At 72.3% G+C, this 19,124-nt stretch carries 18 protein-coding genes; 6 read left to right on the top strand and 12 right to left on the bottom strand.

Annotated elements, in window-relative coordinates:
- Window positions 1-47 precede the first annotated feature (47 nt).
- Together ACIO5D_RS33990 and ACIO5D_RS33985 are read left to right on the top strand one after the other, a co-directional pair.
- Complete coding sequence (locus tag ACIO5D_RS33990; RefSeq protein ID WP_400799933.1) at window positions 48-497, top strand: hypothetical protein; 450 nt, start codon at window positions 48-50, stop codon at window positions 495-497.
- Window positions 498-730: 233 nt separating this feature from the next.
- Window positions 731-1,510, top strand: coding sequence for a hypothetical protein (locus ACIO5D_RS33985; protein ID WP_400799930.1), 780 nt, complete (start codon window positions 731-733; stop codon window positions 1,508-1,510).
- A 44-nt stretch (window positions 1,511-1,554) separates the two neighbouring features.
- On the opposite strand, the gene ACIO5D_RS33980 is transcribed toward ACIO5D_RS33985, so the two are convergent.
- From ACIO5D_RS33980 to ACIO5D_RS33965, 4 genes are all read right to left on the bottom strand, one after another.
- Window positions 1,555-1,764, bottom strand: a complete 210-nt coding sequence (locus ACIO5D_RS33980; RefSeq protein ID WP_400799928.1) for a hypothetical protein — start codon at window positions 1,762-1,764, stop codon at window positions 1,555-1,557.
- A gap of 442 nt (window positions 1,765-2,206) precedes the next feature.
- On the bottom strand, window positions 2,207-2,629 hold the full coding sequence (locus ACIO5D_RS33975) for a winged helix-turn-helix transcriptional regulator (protein ID WP_400799925.1): 423 nt from the start codon (window positions 2,627-2,629) through the stop codon (window positions 2,207-2,209).
- A gap of 108 nt (window positions 2,630-2,737) precedes the next feature.
- Window positions 2,738-3,373 carry a hypothetical protein gene (locus ACIO5D_RS33970; protein WP_400799922.1) on the bottom strand — a complete coding sequence of 212 codons (636 nt, stop codon included), beginning with the start codon at window positions 3,371-3,373 and terminating at the stop codon, window positions 2,738-2,740.
- A 1,227-nt stretch (window positions 3,374-4,600) separates the two neighbouring features.
- Entirely contained in the window at window positions 4,601-5,266 is a 666-nt protein-coding gene (locus ACIO5D_RS33965; RefSeq protein WP_400799919.1) for a hypothetical protein, read from the bottom strand.
- Window positions 5,267-5,504: 238 nt separating this feature from the next.
- Here ACIO5D_RS33965 and ACIO5D_RS33960 point away from each other — a divergent pair, with 238 nt between their 5' ends.
- Window positions 5,505-5,948 carry a hypothetical protein gene (locus tag ACIO5D_RS33960; RefSeq protein WP_400799916.1) on the top strand — a complete coding sequence of 148 codons (444 nt, stop codon included), beginning with the start codon at window positions 5,505-5,507 and terminating at the stop codon, window positions 5,946-5,948.
- Between the two features lie 80 nt (window positions 5,949-6,028).
- The gene (locus ACIO5D_RS33955; RefSeq protein WP_400799913.1) at window positions 6,029-7,849 is read left to right on the top strand and encodes a zeta toxin family protein; all 1,821 of its coding nucleotides are present in this window, start codon (window positions 6,029-6,031) and stop codon (window positions 7,847-7,849) included.
- A gap of 13 nt (window positions 7,850-7,862) precedes the next feature.
- Here the strand turns inward: ACIO5D_RS33955 and ACIO5D_RS33950 are convergent, their stop codons facing one another.
- Window positions 7,863-8,078 carry a hypothetical protein gene (locus tag ACIO5D_RS33950; RefSeq protein ID WP_400799910.1) on the bottom strand — a complete coding sequence of 72 codons (216 nt, stop codon included), beginning with the start codon at window positions 8,076-8,078 and terminating at the stop codon, window positions 7,863-7,865.
- A gap of 240 nt (window positions 8,079-8,318) precedes the next feature.
- On the opposite strand from ACIO5D_RS33950, the gene ACIO5D_RS33945 reads away from it, so the two are divergent.
- Both ACIO5D_RS33945 and ACIO5D_RS33940 read left to right on the top strand, forming a co-directional pair.
- Entirely contained in the window at window positions 8,319-11,006 is a 2,688-nt protein-coding gene (locus ACIO5D_RS33945; protein ID WP_400799907.1) for an ATP/GTP-binding protein, read from the top strand.
- 88 nt (window positions 11,007-11,094) lie between these two features.
- Window positions 11,095-12,324 carry a hypothetical protein gene (locus tag ACIO5D_RS33940; RefSeq protein ID WP_400799904.1) on the top strand — a complete coding sequence of 410 codons (1,230 nt, stop codon included), beginning with the start codon at window positions 11,095-11,097 and terminating at the stop codon, window positions 12,322-12,324.
- Between the two features lie 109 nt (window positions 12,325-12,433).
- Here ACIO5D_RS33940 and ACIO5D_RS33935 read toward each other — a convergent pair whose 3' ends face one another.
- The 7 genes from ACIO5D_RS33935 to ACIO5D_RS33905 all read right to left on the bottom strand — a co-directional run bounded on the left by ACIO5D_RS33935 (window position 12,434) and on the right by ACIO5D_RS33905 (window position 18,387).
- The gene (locus tag ACIO5D_RS33935; RefSeq protein WP_400799902.1) at window positions 12,434-12,778 is read right to left on the bottom strand and encodes a hypothetical protein; all 345 of its coding nucleotides are present in this window, start codon (window positions 12,776-12,778) and stop codon (window positions 12,434-12,436) included.
- A gap of 594 nt (window positions 12,779-13,372) precedes the next feature.
- Complete coding sequence (locus ACIO5D_RS33930) at window positions 13,373-13,522, bottom strand: hypothetical protein (RefSeq protein ID WP_400799900.1); 150 nt, start codon at window positions 13,520-13,522, stop codon at window positions 13,373-13,375.
- A 157-nt stretch (window positions 13,523-13,679) separates the two neighbouring features.
- The gene (locus ACIO5D_RS33925; protein ID WP_400799898.1) at window positions 13,680-13,976 is read right to left on the bottom strand and encodes a hypothetical protein; all 297 of its coding nucleotides are present in this window, start codon (window positions 13,974-13,976) and stop codon (window positions 13,680-13,682) included.
- Window positions 13,973-14,290, bottom strand: a complete 318-nt coding sequence (locus ACIO5D_RS33920; protein WP_400799895.1) for a DUF6247 family protein — start codon at window positions 14,288-14,290, stop codon at window positions 13,973-13,975. Before ACIO5D_RS33920 ends, ACIO5D_RS33925 begins: the two co-directional genes overlap by 4 nt.
- Window positions 14,291-14,357: 67 nt before the next feature.
- Complete coding sequence (gene dnaB, locus ACIO5D_RS33915) at window positions 14,358-15,779, bottom strand: replicative DNA helicase (protein WP_400799892.1); 1,422 nt, start codon at window positions 15,777-15,779, stop codon at window positions 14,358-14,360.
- Between the two features lie 128 nt (window positions 15,780-15,907).
- Complete coding sequence (locus tag ACIO5D_RS33910; RefSeq protein WP_400799889.1) at window positions 15,908-16,729, bottom strand: DciA family protein; 822 nt, start codon at window positions 16,727-16,729, stop codon at window positions 15,908-15,910.
- Complete coding sequence (locus ACIO5D_RS33905; RefSeq protein ID WP_400799886.1) at window positions 16,729-18,387, bottom strand: hypothetical protein; 1,659 nt, start codon at window positions 18,385-18,387, stop codon at window positions 16,729-16,731. The genes ACIO5D_RS33910 and ACIO5D_RS33905 overlap by 1 nt, the downstream gene beginning before the upstream one ends.
- Window positions 18,388-19,124: the final 737 nt, after the last annotated feature.

The raw sequence follows: 19,124 nt of genomic DNA, 5'->3' as shown, positions 1-19,124 counted from the left end.
TACTGATTACGCCCGTGGCGCGCCCCGGGGTCGCTAGGGTGCCGCCCATGCCCTCCCCCATACTGACGCCGGATCAGATCCTTCGCGCCGTCGCCGCGCTGGAGGCCGCCTGGTCCCATGACGACGACGCCCTGGTCGCCCTGGCCCGCACTGGACCCGGTGAGCAGCCACTCGCGGTGCTGGTAGGCGATTACGGCACTCTCATGCTGGAGACCATGCTGCTGACCGTCACCGGAATCCGCGACCTGCCCGAGGGGAAGGACCGGCCGAGCGCCGTGGAGGAGTTCAACGGCCACCTGGCCGGCCACCTGGCCGAGCTGACCACCGTCTTCCTGCGCGGCTGGGCCCGCACCGCCGGCTCCGACGCCCAGGCTGCCGGCGACCTCGCCCGTGCCGTCCTCCAGACGATCCTCAGCTTCACCACGGACGGCGACGACAGGACCGAGGTGCAAGCCCTGCTCGACCACCTACGCGCAAACGCCCTGGCCCACTCCTGACCAGCCAGGACGCCTCCGTCCCGGCACGACGGCCCGGCCGCGGCGGGCGGTGAGGCCGGTACGCGATCAGCGGCGACGCCCGGGCGATGGACGGCTGGTAGAACCGCAGGCCACACAGGGTCTTCTACAGCCTGCAGTGGAACGGCCGGAGCCGGGTCAGATCTGCCGACCCGAGTCGGAAAAGGTCAGGCCGGCCAGTGGTTCCCCCGGCACCCTGCGGGAACGATCCGAACATGGACCGCGAGCAGCGGGAGCAGTCCGGACCGGCCGACGCGGCGCGGGCCCGGGAACTGACCGAGCAGCTACGCACGGCGATCGGGGACGCCCGTGCCGCCGTCCTGATCCTCGCCCACCGGGTACGCGCCGCCCACCAGGCCCGGGTGTGGACCGTCCTCAAGCACCCGTCTTGGGCGGCGTACGCGCTCGCGGAGTTCGGGATCGGCCGCTCGACCGCGTACCGGCTGCTTGACCTGGCGGCCGTTGCCGAGGCGATCGAGGACACCGTCCAGCGCGAGCTCGGGGTGTCCCACGCGTTGGACAGCACCGACCTGGTCCTGCCCGTGCGCGCGGTCGTCGACCTCAAGGGCCGGGTCAGCGAGCTCACCGACCTGATCGCCGAACGCCTCACCGACGCCCCCCAGGACGCCGGCGGCGCCGCGCTCCCGGCCCGGACGGTCGGCGGGATCGTCGCCGCCGCGGTCGCCGAGGTCCGGGCCCGCCCCGACGTCCCGGCCGCCGAGCTGGAGACCGGCCCCGCCCCGGACGGCATCACCACCGAGACATGGCGCCGCCACGTTTCTGTCGGCCGCGACGCGATCACCCAGCAGCGCGCCGCCCAGCTCGGCATCGGCGCGCTCGCCCTCGAGGTCGTACCGGCCTACGTCTCCGACCGCCAGGCCGAGGACAGCGGCCTCGCCCGCCTCGCGAACGACATCGGCATCACCACCGCCGAGATCCTCGCCTGCCGCCGCTACGCCATCTCCGGGGACGTCCGGGCGATGGACGGCTGGTAGAACCGCAGGCCACACGCGGGGACTTCTACTTTTGGGCCCTCCAATCAGATCTGCCGGTCCGGGTCGGAGAAGGTCAGGCCTCCGGGCGAGAGGCGGCGGGCCGGGGCAGGCGCGTTCACGGTCTCACCGGGCGGCTGGCGGAAGTCGGCGCCCTGCTCGACCGGCAGCCGACGCACACCGGACTGGGCGGGCAGGAGTGCGTCCGTGGCGGTCGCGGAGAAGGCGGGCATCGCGAGAGGGCGGCGGTCGGTCATGATCACCAGTCTCGCAGCCCGGACGGGGCCGGGTAGGCCAGACCGCTATCACCGGTGGTAGCGGTCTGGCCCTGGCCACCGGGGCCGACCCGAGGCCGGCCACTGTTTCAGATCTCCAGAACAGAGCGGTTAAGCCTCTGCTACCGCTTCCTGCCTGTCCGGCTTGGGCGAAGCTGGCGACAGGCCGGTGACTTGCCGGGGTGCCGCGTACGCCTAGCGGTCTGGCCCTGCCAGCAGGGCCAGACCGCTATCACCGGTGCTAGTGCTTTGGCCCTGGCCAGTAGGGCCAAAGCCGAACCCGACCGCTCACCTGGGCCGACGTGCGGTTCGGCCCTGCTGGTAGGGCCAGACCGCTATCACGGGTGGTAGTGCTTTGGCCCTACTGGCAGGGCCAACGTCGACGGCCCGGGCGGTTGCCCGGGCCGTCGACGGTCTTCGTCCGCTACGCGCTGATGCCGAGGTTGGCGAGCTGGCCTTCGTAGCGCTGCCGCATCCGCTCGCCGAACCGCTCGGGGTCGAGGGAGTCAATCTTGGGCACCGATGCCAGGCCGGCCCGCATCTTCCCGTCGGTCAGCAACGGGTGGATCTGGTAGACACCTGGCTCCAGGAGCCAGGCCAGGCCCTTGTCCGCCAGTTGCTTCACGGCCCGGTTGACGCTCGGCGCGCTCAACCCGAGCAGGGTGCCCATCTCGACCTGGGAGAGGCCGGCACACCCGGTCTCCGGATCCTGGTAGGCCAGCAGCGTGGTGAGCAGGCGGTGGCTGTTCGCGGTCAGCTCGACCAGGCTGAGGACGGCCAGCGCCTCGCGGCTGATGGCCACCATCTCGGTGGTGGGGATCGGCGGGACGTACCGGGTGGTCGTCATCTGGAGTCCTCGGTCAGGGGCGCGGGCGCCCACCGGCTAGCTGATACGTTGAGCATCCAATGTCAGGTTAGGCCCGCTCCGGTGCAACGGAGCGGGCCTCGCCGTCTCTCAGGCGCTCCGGACGGCCCGAACCTTCGGGGCCGCCGCCGGCATCTCGTTCTTCTCCGCCTTCGAGCCGAGCAGCACGACGTTCGCGGCCTTGGCCACCGACCGCTGCTCCTCGCGGCGCTCCTTGCGCCAGGCCGTGGCGTACTCCGGGCCGGGCATCAGGAACTCGGGCACCTCCGCGACCCAGACGTCCTGCGCCGCCTCCTGGTCGGCGCTGGACCCGGCGAAGGTGAGGAACGGGTTCAGCTGGTAGACCGAGCGGCGCGCGGTCCGCAGCCAGCCGATCTCGTTGAAGAACAGCAGCGATTCGCCGACGTAGGTCCGCGAGACGCCGGAGGCCGCGCTGATGTCGCGGTGGGTGGTCTTCACCATGCCCAGCGGCGCCCGGCGCGGGGCCTTGCCGCTCATCTGCTGGAAGCCGACCAGGGTGCACCAGGTCCGCATCCAGGTCTGCGGGATGTCCATCTGGGCGAGGGTGAGCATCATCAGCGGGGCGTCGGTGGTGTAGCCCTTGGTGGTGTCGGACTCCGCGAAGGTGCGGCCCGAGATCTTCTGCACCGAGTAGACGACGTTTCCCCGGCTGTCGAGCCGGGTCACCAGCTGTTCGCCGTAGCCCAGCTTGGGCTTGTCAGCCATCGGCGCTCTCCAGGTTCCTTGATCCAATGTCACCGGGACACTATCACGGGTGATAGTGCTTTGGCCCTACCGCTAGGGCCAAACCGACTCGGCGAGTCGCCCGGCCGCGTCCGACGCTAGGTCCGGGAGCCTGTGGATAACGCCCGCCGGTTTGGCCTGGCCAGCAGGGCCAAAGTCGAGAGCGTTTGGCCCTGCTGGCCAGGGCCAAACAATGCCTGACACAAAGTGGTCGTTTTCGCAGGTCAGAGCACGTTTTTGACCGGTTCTCGTGGGCGGGGCTCTCTCATACTCCCGCCGCGCGGGAGAACCGGCGCTCCCGTACCCGAAGGCCCGGCGGCACCTTGCGTCACAGCAGCTACCGCAGTGGGTCTGACCTGCGGGTTTGCTGCTGGAATTGCCTCCGGCGGGCTGGCTGCCCGTGCCGCTGCCGCCGCCCGGGCCGGGCTCGGTTTGGCCCTGCTGGCCGGGACCGGCCGGGGTCACTGCGCCAGTCATGAAAGTCCGGCTGCCGCCGGACCCGGGCCTTGACGGCCCTTTCCATGCCTACGAGTTCGGGTGGCTGGTCCCCGTGCCCTGCCGCTGCTAGCACTGGGCCCGGCGCCGGGTGCGGCGACCAGGCGGTCCTGGCCAGCGCTCCCAGGTCGTGAAGGTCTGCAGCAAAGTCGTCTCCAGGTGGGTGGTGACCTCGGCAATCGCTCGGTGGCGGGCAGGCGCGGTACTCAATGCAGGCCGCTTCGGCAGGTGGCTCCGCCGAGCATGGGCACCGGCTGCCTGCTCGATGGCAACTGCCCAGTGTCACGCCGTCTTCGGCGTGACCGGTGCGGCGACGGGCCGACGGCAGGGCCGTGGCCGGCCCTGCCGTCGGATCCGGCGGCGCAGGGCAGGCGGCAGGATGGCGGGTCCAGCGCCGCCGGGCGCTGGCCACGGGTGCGGGGGCGGAGCACGCCGCGCCTAGCCACCCGCATGGCCGCGGTCCGCATCGGTTCGCAGTTGCCGCCCGTTCCCGGCCTGGTCGGCAGGGCAGGCGGCGGGCGTTGCGGGGGTGGGGAAGAGCGAAGGGGCGGGGATGGACTCATGGTCCATCTTGGGGGACACCACAATCACGGAAATGGACCATGAGTCCATCCCCCAGTGGGCAGTGCAACCTGCCTTCACGTACATGTGACGTGATCCCAGGGTCACGTCACATGTACACCCGCGCGCCGATGGGTGCGGCGGGCTGATGGATCAGACGACTGGGTCCGGACCGCAGGTGGCGCAGCGTCGGCGTCCGGAGCCGCGGGCGCGCAGCTGCTCGGTGGTCAGCAGTTTTGGCAGCCGCTCCCAGCTGGCTGCATCGGGGTCGATGGCCAGCTGTTCCTGGAGGGTGGCGAGGCGGGCTTCGGGGCCCTGGAGGGTGGGGCAGTCCCAGCGGTGCAGGCGCGTGCCGCTGGTGGGGATGGCGTAGACGGCGCCGGCGTCAAGTTCGGTGCGCCAGCGGGCGATGTCCTCCTCGGCGGTGCGCAGTTCGTGTGCGCGGTGTCGGCAGCGGTCGCACTCGCCTTCGGGACGGGTGTAGCAGGCGCAGGCCCCGCACGTTGCGCAGTGGGTGCAGGTCTGGCGTCGCCGGTCTTGGCGGAAGTGGTGTGGCGTTACGGTGCGGCGGTTGCTCGTGCCGTGGACGAGGAAGTCGACCGCGCCGGCGGCGGCGAGCTCTTCGGCCAGGTCCTCCAGATGTTCGTTGGTGACGCCGAGCAGGGCGGCCAGCTCGTCCCAGGTGTGCTCGGAGTCGGCGGTGGCCTGGGCGAGGAGGACCGCGTACGCGAGGCGGGCCTGTGGTGTCAGCTCCTTGTCTAGGAGAACCGCCGCGTCGGCGAGGACCTCGCGCCTGCTTCCCGTCCGGAGTACCGGCATCGCATGTCCCCCTTCACCTGCGGATCCGTCACGGAACCGTACCCCAGGCGATGTGCGGCCGGGCTGGCATTGCCGAGGCAGGCATCGATGTGTGGCACGGGGTCACGGCCGGGCCTTCAGCAGCGCACCAGGTGGTTGCTCGAGTCGGGGCTCCGCCGGTGGCGTGCGACTTGACTTTATCTGGGAATCTGGGAGAGCTTGGGGTTGTCAAAGTGAAAGATGAGCTTGGGGGCCCTGCATGAGCCGCAGCACTCGCACCATCGAGATCGACGATGAGGTCTTCGCCTTCCTTCAGCAGCACAGCGAGCCCCTGGTGGACACGCCGAACGACGTCCTGCGCCGCCTGCTGCTCGGTGAGGCCGAGTCCGTCGCCAGCGGCGGGGTCGCCGAGCGGCGTGGGACCGGAGCGCTGATGCCGTTCGTCGAGCGCGGCTGGCTCGCGCCGGGGGCCCGGCTGCATCACACCAAGAAGCGCTCGGGCACCACCTACGAGGCGACGGTCACCGCGGACGGCTGGATCCAGATCGAGGACGGCCAGGTCTTCTCCTTGCCCTCCCCCGCGCTCAAGGCCCAGGTCGGCAGCGAGATCAACGGCTGGGGCCAGTACATCATCAGCGAGACCGGCGAGCCCCTCCAGACGCTGCGCAGCCGCCTGGAGCGGGAGCAGAAGAGCGGCTCCTGACGAATCGCAGTCGTGGGGCAAGGGCAGTTGGTCACGGAACGCTTGGAGGTGCGGTGAGCAAGGGGGAGGAGGCGTCGGACATGCTGTCCGATGCCAAAAGCGGGGCGGTGCTGCGGCAGCTGGTTCTGCCGCAGGCGTTCGCGGGGGCGCAGCCGCAGGAGCGGCCGGTGGTGGTGTTCGTGGCCGGGCAGGCCGGCAGCGGCAAGACGCTCGTCGTGGACCTGGTGCACGCCGTCCTCGCCCGGCGGGGCGGTGCGGTGCGGGTGGACCGCGACGCCTACAAGGCCGTCCACCCCTCCTACCCCGGGTTCCTCGTCGAGGACGTGCGCACCGCCGGGGTGCGGGTGCGCACGGACACCTACGGCTGGCAGGCCCAGGTGGAGGAACGACTGCGGGCCGGCCGCTTCGACGCGGTGGTGGAGGCGGCGCTGGGCCGCCCCGAGGAGTTCCTGGCGGAGATCGCCGCCTACCGGCGGGCCGGCTACCGGATCGAGATCGTGGCCCTGGCCGTGCCCGAGGCGCTCAGCCAACTCGGCGTCCTGGACCGCTACCTACGCCTGGCCCTCGAAGGCCGGGCCCGATACGTCGGCTGGGACAACCATGACGCCTGCGCCGCGGCCCTGCCCGCCGCGCTCGCCGCGGTGGAGGCCGGGCGCCTGGCCGACCGGGTCTTCGTGGTGCGGCGCAGCACCACCACGGTGCTGGAGACCGTCTACGCCAACGAGCTCGGCCCGGCCGGGCACTGGGTGAGCCCGGCGCGCGCAGCCCAAGCCGTGGTCGCCGAGCGGACCCGCCCGTGGGACGCCGTGGAGACCGGCCGCTTCCGGCGCCAGCTGGCCGCGAGCGAACGCCGCGTCAACGACCCGAAGATCCCGGCGGACTGGGCGCTGGCGGCCGGCCGGGACGCCGAGCGGGCCGCGGCGCTGGCCGAGCCGGTGCGCCGCACTGCCCAGCCACTGCGGTTGCCTCCCGGCGTCGACTACCACCGCCTGTCCGCGGATGAGCATGCCTTCGTCTTCGACGCGATGGTCGTGCCGGTCATGCTGAGCACGGTCGTCGGCCAGGAGAGGCCGGTCGTGGTCTACGTCGTCGGCCAGCCCGGCGCGGGCAAGACGAGGGCCGCCTATCTGGTCCACCGCAGTCTGGACCGGCCGGTGCACCTGTCGGGCGACGACTTCAAGGTCATGCATCCGGACTACGGGCAGTTGCTGCGCACCGATCCGCGCCGGGCCTCGGAGCCGATCCGCGCCGACTACCGGGCGTGGCAGGCGAGGGCGGAGGCCTACGTGCGCGAGCGGAGCGGCAACCTCGTCATCGAGACCACCCCGGCCGACCCCGCGCGGTTCGCCGCGGAGGCACAGAAGTTCCGGCGGGCCGGGTACCGGGTGGAGCTGCTGGTCCTGGCCGTGCGCGCGGCCGACTCCCGCCAGGGCACCGCCCATCGCTATGCCCGGGCCGGCGAGCGCGGTGTGCCCGCCCGGTTCACCACCGCAGCCGGCCACGACGCGCACTACCGGGTTCTGCCCGACGTCGTCGCGGCCGCCGAGGAGTCGGCGGCAGTGGACCAGGTCACCGTGATCCGGCGCGACTTCACGGCCCTGTACCGCAGCCGGCCCACCAGCGGGGAGCGGCCACGGCGGCAAGCGGCGGCTCTGGCCCTGCTCGCGGAGCAGGCGCGTTCCTACACCGAGCAGGAGGCGGCCGCGTTCTGGGCCGTCCAGCGGGACCTGCACGCGGCGATGCCGCAGTACCGCGACGACCTGGTCGCCATCGGCGCGCTGGCTCTGCCACTCATGCCGCACCTCTCGCAGCCGCGCCGGCTGAAGAGGCCCGCGGCCGTGGCCGCGCTGCCCGTCCCGGCCCGGGAAGGGCGCCCGCTCGGTGCGGGCCAGGGCCGATGAGCGGGCGGCCTGCCTAGTTGTTCTCGTCGGCTCCCAGGGCCTTCAGCCGCTCGGTGTACAGCTCGGCGATCCGGGCGATCTCCCCGGGCCCGGCGTTACCGAGACGCTCCCGGTCCTGGCCGACCGCCTGCATCTGCTCGGCCAGCTCCTCCTGGCGCTGCTGGTCCCCGGCGCGCCGGGCGGTCATCAGCTGACGGCTGTACCAGGAGAGGACGGCGGCGATGGACAACTGGGCGTTCTCGATGGAAGCGCCGCTGCCCTGGGGGGATGGGGGCGTTGGGGACGAAGGAGTGTGCACGGCGAACCACCTCACGGCTTCGAACGGTCGCGGGGCGGGACGTCGCCGCCGACCGGCCCGGGCGGGCCGGCCAGTGGCCGGGAACCGGCCCCTCTTTTCCGCCCGATCCTGCCCCCTGACCTGGTCCATCACCTAAATTGGCCTCAGATGACATGTCCTGGGGGGATTCTCGTGACCGACCTTCGTACGCTGTTCAGCTCCAACGACCCGTCAGAGGTGGAGAGCGCGGAGGCGTTCACCAACCGGCAGCAGCAGTGGTCTCTGGTCGCCACCGCCATCGAGGAGCACCTGCGGCACATCGCCGCCCCCGGCTTCGACGCGGAGGACCTGGAGGCTCCCCGCACCAACGTGCTCGTGTTCTACGGGGTCGGCGGCGTGGGGAAGAGCACGTTGCTGCGCAAGATCGAGGCCTCGCTCACCGCGGCGGACCGGCGGCCCCAGCAGTGGGGCGCGGGCATCGGTGCGGGCGAGCGGCTGCTGCCGGTACGCATCGACCTGGCCCGCGCAGCGTCGACCGGATCCGACTTCGAACGGGTCGTGCTGACGATCCGCCTGGCCCTGGCCGGCGCCGTCGGGCGGCCCATGCTCGGCTTCGACCTGGCGCTGCGCCGCTACTGGGACGCCCAGCACCCCGGTGAGCCGCTGGAGGAGTACATCAAGCGCACCGGGCTGATGGGCCAGGTGGGCAAGCTGCTGCCCGGCCAGCTGCAGGCGGCGGTCGGCGAAGTCGCCGGCGCCCTGCAACTGCCCGGCGTGGTGGGGTCGGTGGCCGGGAAGGTCACCACCGCGCTCGTGAAGGCGCTGCGCGAGCACCGCGAGCGGGCCCGGGCCCTGGCCGGTGCTGCCCGCACCGCGGCCCTGCTGGAGGCCGACCCCGACCTGGAGGCGCTCTCCTTCTACCCGCACCTGCTGGCGTGGGAGATCAGCCGGCTGCCCGCCGCGAAGGCGGTGGTGCCGGTGGTCCTGCTGGACACGTTCGAGGACACCGCGGATCGGCACCGCGACCTCGAGCGGCTGCTGCAGCGCCTGGTGTGGCTGCTGCCGAACTGCTTCTTCGTCATCGCCGGCCGCAACCGTCTGGCCTGGGGCGACGACGCCCTGGAAGGCCAGCTCGACCGGACCGGCCCGACCGCCTGGCCGCACCTCGCGCCCCAAGGACGGCAGCCGGCCCATACGGCGGGCGGGGCCCGGCAGCACCTGCTCGGCGACTTCTCCCCCACCGACTGCGACCACTACCTGGCCCGGCGGCTCACCCACGACGGCCAACCGCTCATCGGCCCCGACATCCGGACCGTCATCGCCGAGCGCTCGCACGGCCTGCCGCTGCACCTGGACCTGGCCGTCGGCCGATTCCTGGAGATCCGCCGCACCGGCCGCACCCCCGTCCCGGCCGACTTCGACCACACCTTCCCCGCCCTGATCGCCCGCGTCTTGTCCGACCTGACCGACGACGAACGCCACGTCCTTCGCAGCGCGAGCCTGCTGGACGCCTTCGACGTCGACCTGGCCACCCAGGCCGCCGGCCTCACCCACCAGAGCGCGGCCCGGCGCCTCGTCGAACGCCCGATGATCAGTGAGGACCCGTACGCGATCTGGCCCTACCACCTGCACGGCGCCATCCGCACCGCGCTGCAAACGGACGACACCCACACACCGGACCGCTGGACCCCCGCTGACTGGCACCACGCCGCCGAACGCGCCCTGGCAGCGCTCGGCCGGCAGTGGCAGGAGACCGGCGCCCCGGCGGCGGCCGGCGGCCGCGACTTCTTGGTCGCCTGCCTGCGCCAGGGCCTGCGTCTGGCTCGCGACCACGACCTCGCCGATCTCGGCTGGCTCACCGACGCCGCCTTCGCCTACACCGATGACTCCGTGTGGGAGCCCATCGCCCCACCCACCCCAGCGCCAGCTCCGGGTGTTGGCCAGGTCGCGGACACGCCCGCCGACGCGCTGGCCGAGCTGCTGACCGCGATCAGCCGGCGCCAGCACGAACACCGCGCCCACACCGCCCGCCGCCTGACCGCAGTCCTGGACGGCGGCCTGCTCTCCGAGGAACTGGCCGAGCTTGCCCGGTACTACCGGGCCAAGGCATTCAAGGACCTCGGCCGCACCGCCGACTCCCTCGAAGGGATGCGCCACGTCGCCGCCCAGGGCGGCCGTCTGGCCGCACAGGCGCAGCGCGGCATCGCCAACCTCGCCCGCATCGCGGGTGATTTTCCCGCCGCGCTGGCCGCCGCCTCCACGCTCACGTGGAAGAGCCGTCGCCACCGGGTCCGGGGCGACATCCTGTGGCCGCAGGGAGACTTCACCTCTGCCGCCCAGGCCCTCCGGGACGGGCGGGCCGAGGCCGAGCAGCACAACGCCCCCGGCGAGCGGGCCATCGCGCAGACCCGCCTGGCCCTGGTCACGGCGTTCACCGACCCCGTCCGGGCCGACGAGGACCTCGACCTCGCTCGCCAGTACCTGGAGCCGCTCGACCAGCGCGCCACCGTCCTGCTCGCCCACGTGGCCGGCCTGGTCTGCGACGCCGGTACCGACGACGGCGGGATCAACGACCGCGTCGCCGTCCTGCGTACCCAGATCGACGTCGCCGGCCTGCCCTGGCTCATCCCCCTGCTGGAGACCGCCCTCGCCTTTCACCACGCCGTCCGCGACGAGCCGGACGACCTGGGCGCCGCCATCGCGCGCCTGCGCGAAGCCACCGCGAGCGGCGACTTCGCCTACTACCTGGACATCGCCCACTTCATGGCCGGCCTCCCGCTGACCGCGCCGTCCACAACGCGGTGGCTGGACACCGAGGACACGGTCCGCGCCCGGTGGCGCCACCTGGTCACCGCCCGCCAGGCCCGATCCGCACGCTGAACCACTACCGAACCGCCCAACTCGGCCTCCCCGCCGCCCCCGGCTTGGCATGATCGGACCACGCACGATCCGGAGGGGAAGCACAGCAATGGCCATCGGCTACAAGATGCTCGAAGCGCGCACCAGCCAGGGCGCGCCGGTGCGCGCCTCGAAGATCGCCTCGCTGCCCGAGGACGCCAAGCCGCTCCGCTGCCGGTACTGCCCGAGCAAGGTCGAGGGCGTGGGCGCGTACTTCAAGGGCAAGGACGGGCCCAACCCCACCAAGGTCGGTGCGCACTTCCGCCTCGCCGGCGGCCAGCGGCACGAAGCAGGGTGCGCCTACAACCCGGCCGAAGTGGTGACAGCCATTGCCCGCGGCTCCCACGGCCTGGCCCAGGCCGAGGAGGACGGCCGGCTGCGCCTGGTGATGCCCGGCGACCCCGGCGCCTCCAAGGCCAAGCCGCCGCAGCCGACCGACGGCGAAGCCGCCGCGGGCACCCGCTCGCTCACCTTCACCACCACCCGGCCCTCGATCCCACCCGCCCTGAACTCGGCCGCGAAGATCGTGCACTTCCTGCAGCTGCACGACTTCGACCCGGAGGCGGTCAAGCTGTTCCGCGTGGTCTACGGGGACAGCACCAAGCCGATCTTGTGGAAGCGCTTCTGCTACCACCCCGACACCGCCGCCGACCTCCACCAGGTACTCACCCACCGCCCCGGACCAGCGCACCCGGTGGCGTTCTACGGAACCGTCAAACGCACCTCCGAGACGGGCGGCAGCCACGCCTACGCCACCCTGGCCACCGGGCAGCGCCCCCACGACGGCGGCGACGCCTTCAGCGTCCGCCTGCGCACCGCGCACCCCGAGCTGCTCGAACAGCTGCGCCCCGGCCGCCACGTCCTGGCGATCGGCGCCTGGAACCTGTGGCCCGAGGCCAACGAGGCCCGGCTGTGGGTCGAGGCCCACTGGCAACTGGCCTTCTGGGACACCGACCCGGCAACCGGAGCGCCCCACGGCATCTCCTGCCCCAAGCCGCTGCCGCCCACCGCCATCCGCCCGGTGCCGGCCCGCCGGCACCCCAGGCCCGCACGGCCCCGGACCGCCCCGCCCGCACGCCGGGCAACACCAGCACCTGCGGCCGCCAAGCCGATCGAGCCCGCCGACACCGCACCCGCTGAAGCCCCCGAGCCCCAGCCCACGGCCCAGGCGCCCACCGCCGCGGTCGAAGCACCCACCGTGCCGACGTTCCCCATCCCACCGCGACCCGACTACGCCCCCACCGTCCACCTCACCGCCACCGAGCACCCGGCCCACCAGCCCGACACACCCCAGGCGTGATCAGCCTTTCCCGGGCAGGCCGGCCACCGGCGACCCCTGAAAGCACCCCTTGGACATGCGAACGGGCCCGGCCGAAATCGGCACCGGGCCCGCACCAAGGCGTCGTACGTCAGCTCTTCGGCCGCCGCAGCTCTTCCAGGATCGCCGTCTGCCCGGCGACCAGCTGCTCCAGGGTGCTGCTGTGTGCTTCGAGGATCCGCGTGTGCTCGACCTGGCCGGCGACCAGTGCGCCGACGGCTGCGGCGAGCTGGGCCACGGTCTGCCGCTGCGCGACCTGGTCCTCGCGGATCGCGTTCAGCACCTGGGTGTGACCACGCAGCGAGGAACGCACCTCAGCGCTGTCCCGGTCGGCCATCGCCGCCATCGTGCGGGTCGCCGCCGATTCCTCCCGCAGCCGGTCGACCTCTGCCTCCAGCGCCGCCAAGCGCGCTCGCAGGTCGTCCATCTCGCTCATGCTCTCCATTATTCGGGTCCCTCCCCGGTCGCGGCGGCAGCGTTCAGCGTAACCGCCCGCTCACGATGCTCGGCTGCGCTCATGCGTACATGCGGGACCGCAGGATGGGTGGATCAGGGCCCGGCGATGATCCAGGTCACGAACACGCTCCGCATCCCCTCGTGCAGGCGGTAGACGAGGCTGATGCGGTCTCCGCTATCGGAGGCCGGGTCGGTGCGGGCGGTGTAATCGTCGACCTCAGGATCAGTGCCGCCGGGCACCGGGATGCCGAGCCGGGGGTGGAGCGCGAGGCGCTCGACCAGCTTCTCGACCGCGTCCAGTTCGCCGGGGCGCAGCTGGGCGAGGGCGGCTTCGGCGGCGTCGGAGAGGAAGACGTGCAGCGGCTGGCGACCTCGCCCGTGCCGTCCTCCAGCAGGCCCTCCTCAGCTTCACCACGGACGGCGACGACAGGACTGAGGTGCAAGCCCTGCTCGACCACCTACGCGCAAACGCCCTGGCCCACTCCTGACTTGGATCTGCTGGCCCGGGTCGGATGCCAGCGGGTGGGCCAATCCCGTATCCGGGGCCCATACCACCTACAGGTGGAGGGGGAGGTCAGTCGTCAGGGGTGATGTTGATCGCGTCGCACCAGTAGCAGGTCCACTCCGAGGGCAACCTGTAGCTGTGGACGCTGAAGAAGCCCAGCGGTTCGCCGTACACCGAGTTCGTCTCGTCGCAAGACCAGCAGTCGTACTCGAAGTCCATCTGTCCCCTCCCAGGCTGGCCTCCAGGATGGCGGGCTTGAGGGTCGCGGGGGAGCTGATCGCCGGTTGTGGCTGGAAGGTGTGCGTACGCTGAAGGCCGGCCCCTCGCGATTCGAGCGTGAGGGGCCGGCCTTGTTCTCGGGCGGGCTGTCGGCGGGTCAGGGTCCGGCAATGATCCAGGTGACGAACACCGAGGCCATGGCCTCGTGGTAGCGGTAGACGACGCTGATCCGGTCTCCGGAGTCGGCGGCCGGGTCGGTGCGGGCGGTGTAGTCGTCGACCTCCGGGTCGGTGCCGCCGGGCACCGGGATGCCGAGCCGGGGGTGGATCGCCAGGCGTTCGACGAGCTTCTCGACCGCGTCGAGCTCGTCGGGGCGTAGCGCGGCGAGGGCGTGTTCGGCGGCGTCGGAGAGGAAGACGTGCAGCGGGGCCGGCCGCTCGGGCTGGTCGGTCACCGGTCGCCGCCGGCGGCGCGGGCCCGGGCGAAGACGTCGGCGGCGGCGTGCCACTTCTGGCCGCCGATGGGTGCGGCGAGGGAGGCCATGGCGTCGGGGTCGGTGCGAAGGATGAGGCGGTGGCGGTAGGTGGCGATCACCTCGGCGACGGCGGCGAGGTCGCCGATCGGGGAGGAGTCGAGGGCCGTGGCCAGGGCCTGCTCGAAGGCCTCGCGGTCTCCGGGCAGGCCGTAGCGGGAGAGCGCGGTGCGCAGCTCGTGCAGGGTGGCCGGCCGGGCCGGTGCCGGGCTCTGGTGGTCGGGCTGGGTGGTCACCTGGGCCTCCTTCGTGGTGGCGTCCGCCGTTGGCGGTGGGCCGCATGGTTGACGGTAGCGGGTGCGGCTACGGGGCTGTGTCGGCACTCGTCTCCTTCGCGGGCCGGGCGTCTTCTTCGTCGGCCTGGTGGGGGACGAAGCTGCGGTCGCCCGGGTCGGTGAAGGCCGAGATCGTGGGGTGGAAGGCGATGGTGATGGTGGCGGTGGGGCCGTTGCGGTGCTTGGCGACGATGAGGTCGGCTTCGCCGGGCCGGTTGTCGGGCGCGTAGGCGTCGTCGCGGTGGAGGAGGAGGACCAGGTCCGCGTCGTCCTCCAGGGTGCCGGAGTCGCGCAGGTCGTAGATGTGGGGGCGTTTGTCGGTGCGCTGCTCGGGCGCCCGGTTGAGCTGGGAGAGCGCGATGACAGGGAGCTGCAGTTCCTTGGCGAGGAGTTTGAGGCGGCGGCTGACCTCGTTGATGTCCTCGTACCGGCTGCCGTACTTGTGCCGGCCCTGGTCGAGGAGCTGGACGTAGTCGACGACGATGAGCTTGATGCCGACCTGGGCCTTCAGGCGCCGACTCTTGGAGCGGATCTCGGCGAGGGTGAGGTTCGGCGCGTCGTCGATGAACAGCGGGGCACAGGAGACCTCGGGCATGCGGGTGGCGGCGCGGGTCCAGTCCCGGTCGGTCATGTTGCCCGAGCGCATGTGGTGCAGCAGGACGCGGCTTTCCGCCGAGAGCAGGCGCATGGCGATCTCGTTGCGGCCCATCCCGAGGCTGTAGATCACGGCGGGTAGGCCGTTGCGGAGGGAGCAGGCCCGCAGGATGGTAAGCGCGAGGGTGCTCTTGCCGAGGGCGGGACGGCTGCCCAGGACGATCAGCTGCCCGGGGTGCAGGCCGTTGGTCAGCGCGTCCAGGTCCGCGAGGCCGGTGGGCAGGCCGGCCGGAGCACCGATGTACGAGCCGATGCCCTCGACCTCGTCGAGGACGCCCTCCATGACGTCGGCCATCGGGCGCGCCTCAACCCAGCTCGGGCTGTGGCCGGTGGTGATGGCGTACACCTCGGCCTGGATCGCGTTGACCAAGTCAGTGGTGGGGGCGTCGGCGTAGGCGAGACGGTCGATGCGCGTTGCTGCCTCGATCAGCCGGCGGCGCAGCGCCTTGTCCTCGACCAGGAGGGCCAGGGCTTCGGCTTCGGCGGTGCTGCGGACCATGTCGACGAGCTTGTGCAGGTAGCCCCGGCCGCCGGCCCTCGCCAGCAGGCCCTGTTCGGTCAGCTTCCCGGCAACCTTGATCGGGTCGGTGGACTCCCCGGCCGCGTAGAGCTCCAGCACCGCGTTGTAGATGAGCTCGTGGGCTACTCGGTAGAAGCTGGCCGGGCGCAGGATCTCGACGACATCGGCGACCGCGTCCTTGGAGCGCATCGTCGTGCCGAGGAGCAGCTGCTCGGCACGCAGGTCGTGGGGCACCTCGAAGGCCGGGCCGGCGCCGTCCGGGTCGTGCTCGCTCACGCGCGTCCACCTCGCTGCTGATCTGGTGCGGCCCGGGCCGGGTCCGGCGAACGGGTTGTCGCGGCCACCTTGTCGCACCGGCGCGCGGTTGTCCCGGCTTTCCCCGAACGAGCGAGGCTGGTTGCGGCTCACGCCGCTCCGGCCTGCGGCGGGGCCGGGCGGGCGGTGCGCAGCGGGATCGCCCCGGCCAAGGTGGCGCGGGCGACGGCGAGGGCGGCTCGGTGGCGTTCGCGCTGCTGGCGGGCGTGCTCGTCGGTGTCGGCGGCCGGGGCGTCCTCGATCGTGGGCCGGTGGGCGTCCTCGGGTTCCCGCAGCCGGTTGTAGTGCTCGCGCAGGATCGCCTCCCGGTTGGCGGCGGCCTCATCGAGTGCGGCCTGGCGGGCGGCGGCGTCCTCGCGCATTCGGCGGCGCAGGTCCTGGTAGGCGGTGTGGTCGGCGAGCGGGGGCCGGGCGGGCTGCGCGGCGGGCCGGTCGTCGCGGCGGGTGACCCGGTCGTCGGGGTCCTGGTCGTGCTGCACCGCGGGGGCGGGGCCGACGCGGACGTCGATGGCCCGGACGGTGCCGGGGCGCAGCTGGTCGAGGTCGGTGAGGATGCGGCGCAGGTGCAGGCGCAGTTGGGCGGCCCAGGCCGGGGAGTCGGCGACCACGCGTAGGCGGCGGGTGGTCGGGTCGTAGCCGGCGAGGTGCCAGTGGGCGGCCGCCTCGGCGCCGACGATCGAGGGCCAGCGGTCGCGCAGGCCTCCGCCGGCGGTGCCGAGGGTCCAGCCGTGGGCGGCGACCAGGGCGAGGAACACGTCGGCGATCGGCTCGGGTTCGCGCGGGCCTCGCCGCAGTGCGGCCGTGGTCTGCCGGGTGGTGCGCTGGGCGGGGGCGTTGCCGCTGGTGCGGGCGGCCTGGCGGGCGGCGCGCAGAGCCGTGCGGGCGAGGTCGGCCCCGGTGGACGTGGTCATCAGCGGCTCCCGACGAGTTCGCGCTCACGGCGGCGGGCGGCCAGTTGCTCGCGCAGGCTGATGCCCTCGGAGTGGTCCTCGGTCATCCAGGCCGGGACGGTGACGGGGGGCAGTTCGGCGCCGCCGATCGCCCGGGGGACCTTGGGCAGGGCGGGCTGGTCCAGCAGCGGCGTGCACAGGCCGCACGGCAGCACGGTCCGCACGTGCCGGTCGCAGTAGACCGGGAGCTGTTCCTCGGCCTGGTCGACGAGGTCGAGGGTGTCCGTCGGCGTCGGCACCGGCGCGGTGTGGGTCCTGGCCTGTTCCCGCTCGGCCTGGCGGCGGATCGCGTGCCGGTGCTGGGCGCCTTCGACGTGGTAGGCGCAGGTCTGGCACTCGCCGCCGCGCTCCACGTCCGTGCCGGACTCGCAGGTGGGCAGGTGGCAGCCGCGCCGGACGAGGCCGCGGTTGCGTCCGGGGACGGCGAGCCAGGCGTACGGGTCGCGGATCTCGTCGCGCTCCAGGACGTACCGGCGCTCCAGTCGCTGGGCGACGCGCTCGACGTCGCCGCCGACCTCGCGGATCGCCTGGCCGATCGCCCGGGCCGCCTCCCGCTGCTGCCAGCGGTTCATCCGGTCCACCAGGTCCGGCACCAAGCGCAGCACCTGGTGGACCTCGGCGCTGACCGTCATCGGCGGCAGAGCGGGAGTCCCGTTCGTGGGGTTGGTCGTGGTCGCGCTGGGGGTCTTCTGCGGTTCCGGCGAAGCCGCGACCACACGGGCCACGACGGCGGCCTGCTCGGCGACGGCGGACAACGAATCCGCCGGCTCGGAGCGGCCCTCGCACGCGCGGGTGTCGCGCGGTACGGACGCTTCGGCTACGCCGGAACCGCAACCACCAACGGCGCACAGGGGCTTGTTCACAAGAGCTTGATCAAGAGAGCTTGATTGTGGAGCCGAAACGAGGGGGGAGGGCGGAGTCAGATCGAGGGGGGAGGGTGGAACCGAAACGAGGGGGGTCTCCACCGACTCCACCAGGGAGAACAGGTCGAGCTGACCCGGGCAGCCGAACACCTCCGTGACCACCTCGACATCGGTCGGCTCCGCCTGCGGACGGGCCTGCTGGGGCTGCGCGAACAGCGCTTCCTGCGTCACCACGCCGACCAACGGCGCCGCGTGCACGGCGTACCGGTACGCCCCGCCGCGCTCTCCCTCCCGGCTGACCCAGCCCTCCACCACCAGCTGCGCCGCAACCACGCGGGCGGTCTCGGCTCGCAGCCCGCACAGCACGGCCAACTGCTTCGCCGAGGTCGTTGTCTTCAGGTGCTCCCGGTAGGCCAGCGCGCAGTAGACCTTGAACCTGGTGCCGGCCAGCAGGTTCCGGGCGAACGCCGAGATCCACACCGCGCGCACGTCCCGGCTGGCCTGCTCGACCCTGCGGGCGATCGTCCCACCCGGCCGGTGCTCGCACTCCACCAGGACGCCCTCAACCTCGCGCAGCAGCGCCGCGACCGTCTTCTCGTGCAGGCCCAGCCCGCCGGCGATCGTCGCGTTCGACGCCCAGCAGTACCCGGCCTTGCTGCGGCAGTAGTCGCCCACCACGGTCACAGCCCGGATCTGGTCCCCGGTGAACCGGGCGAGCCAGGCGACCGGGAAGCGAGTGCCGAACGCGGTCTCCACGTCGGCTTCCCCGGTGCGCGAGGGGACTGCGGTCTCCGCTGATCCGCCGGACCGCTGGCCAGGAACGACCGGCACGGCCGGAACCGCACGGCCCGGACCCGACCGTGTGACACCCAAAGCCTCACCCGAACGAGTGATGTGCATCACATTGTCGACAGCGTGCGCGGCGGATTCGACAACCGGTCCGCCAACCGGTCCCCAGACAGAACCCAAGGCAGGAACGGGGGAGGAGAGATCACCCCCCTCCCGGATCGCATCGTCCGAGCTCAAACCGGGGACACCACCCGCCGCCACGGGGGCACGGCGGGACTGGAACGGGGCTGTGAGCTGCTGCAAAATGGCAGAGCCTTTCTAGTTAGCTGCTGCGAAGGCAACAGGACCGGCCCGCGGTTGCGGGTCGGCAACGGGCCCCCTCGCGGGGGTACGGCAAGACGGCTCCCTCCCAGGAGCCGGTACTGCAAGGCACCCCCTCGGGGGGCTGGTTCGCCTAGAACCGCACTGCGTCCTTCCCGGGCCCCGGCCGCCAAGCCGGAGCCCGTTCCGGGCCCTCGTCCGATCGTCAAATCGGACGGATCACGTAAGACCGCAGTCCAGTGGTTGGTCCCACTGGAAGCGGCCCTGGGGTTGCTGGCCTCGCCAAAGGCCGGCGCCCCGTTGGTCTAAGTCACCACACCAACCCCTTCGGGGGAGAGGTGTGTCCGCATACGACGACGGCACCCCGCCGGAGCGACCTCGAA

It is taken from the genome of Kitasatospora sp. NPDC087315 (genome assembly GCF_044744345.1).
Classification (GTDB): Bacteria; Actinomycetota; Actinomycetes; order Streptomycetales; family Streptomycetaceae; genus Kitasatospora.
This window is presented reverse-complemented; position numbering and strand designations above follow the sequence as displayed.

Coding starts and splice junctions, on each gene's coding strand:
- ACIO5D_RS33975 (WP_400799925.1), bottom strand. CDS start 2,629: ATGACGACCACCCGGTACGTCCCGCCGATCCCCACCACCGAGATGGTG.
- ACIO5D_RS33960 (WP_400799916.1), top strand. CDS start 5,505: ATGAGCCGCAGCACTCGCACCATCGAGATCGACGATGAGGTCTTCGCC.
- ACIO5D_RS33990 (WP_400799933.1), top strand. CDS start 48: ATGCCCTCCCCCATACTGACGCCGGATCAGATCCTTCGCGCCGTCGCC.
- ACIO5D_RS33935 (WP_400799902.1), bottom strand. CDS start 12,778: ATGAGCGAGATGGACGACCTGCGAGCGCGCTTGGCGGCGCTGGAGGCA.
- ACIO5D_RS33965 (WP_400799919.1), bottom strand. CDS start 5,266: ATGCCGGTACTCCGGACGGGAAGCAGGCGCGAGGTCCTCGCCGACGCG.
- ACIO5D_RS33940 (WP_400799904.1), top strand. CDS start 11,095: ATGGCCATCGGCTACAAGATGCTCGAAGCGCGCACCAGCCAGGGCGCG.
- ACIO5D_RS33980 (WP_400799928.1), bottom strand. CDS start 1,764: ATGACCGACCGCCGCCCTCTCGCGATGCCCGCCTTCTCCGCGACCGCC.
- ACIO5D_RS33955 (WP_400799913.1), top strand. CDS start 6,029: ATGCTGTCCGATGCCAAAAGCGGGGCGGTGCTGCGGCAGCTGGTTCTG.
- ACIO5D_RS33910 (WP_400799889.1), bottom strand. CDS start 16,729: ATGACCACGTCCACCGGGGCCGACCTCGCCCGCACGGCTCTGCGCGCC.
- ACIO5D_RS33970 (WP_400799922.1), bottom strand. CDS start 3,373: ATGGCTGACAAGCCCAAGCTGGGCTACGGCGAACAGCTGGTGACCCGG.
- ACIO5D_RS33985 (WP_400799930.1), top strand. CDS start 731: ATGGACCGCGAGCAGCGGGAGCAGTCCGGACCGGCCGACGCGGCGCGG.
- ACIO5D_RS33930 (WP_400799900.1), bottom strand. CDS start 13,522: ATGGACTTCGAGTACGACTGCTGGTCTTGCGACGAGACGAACTCGGTG.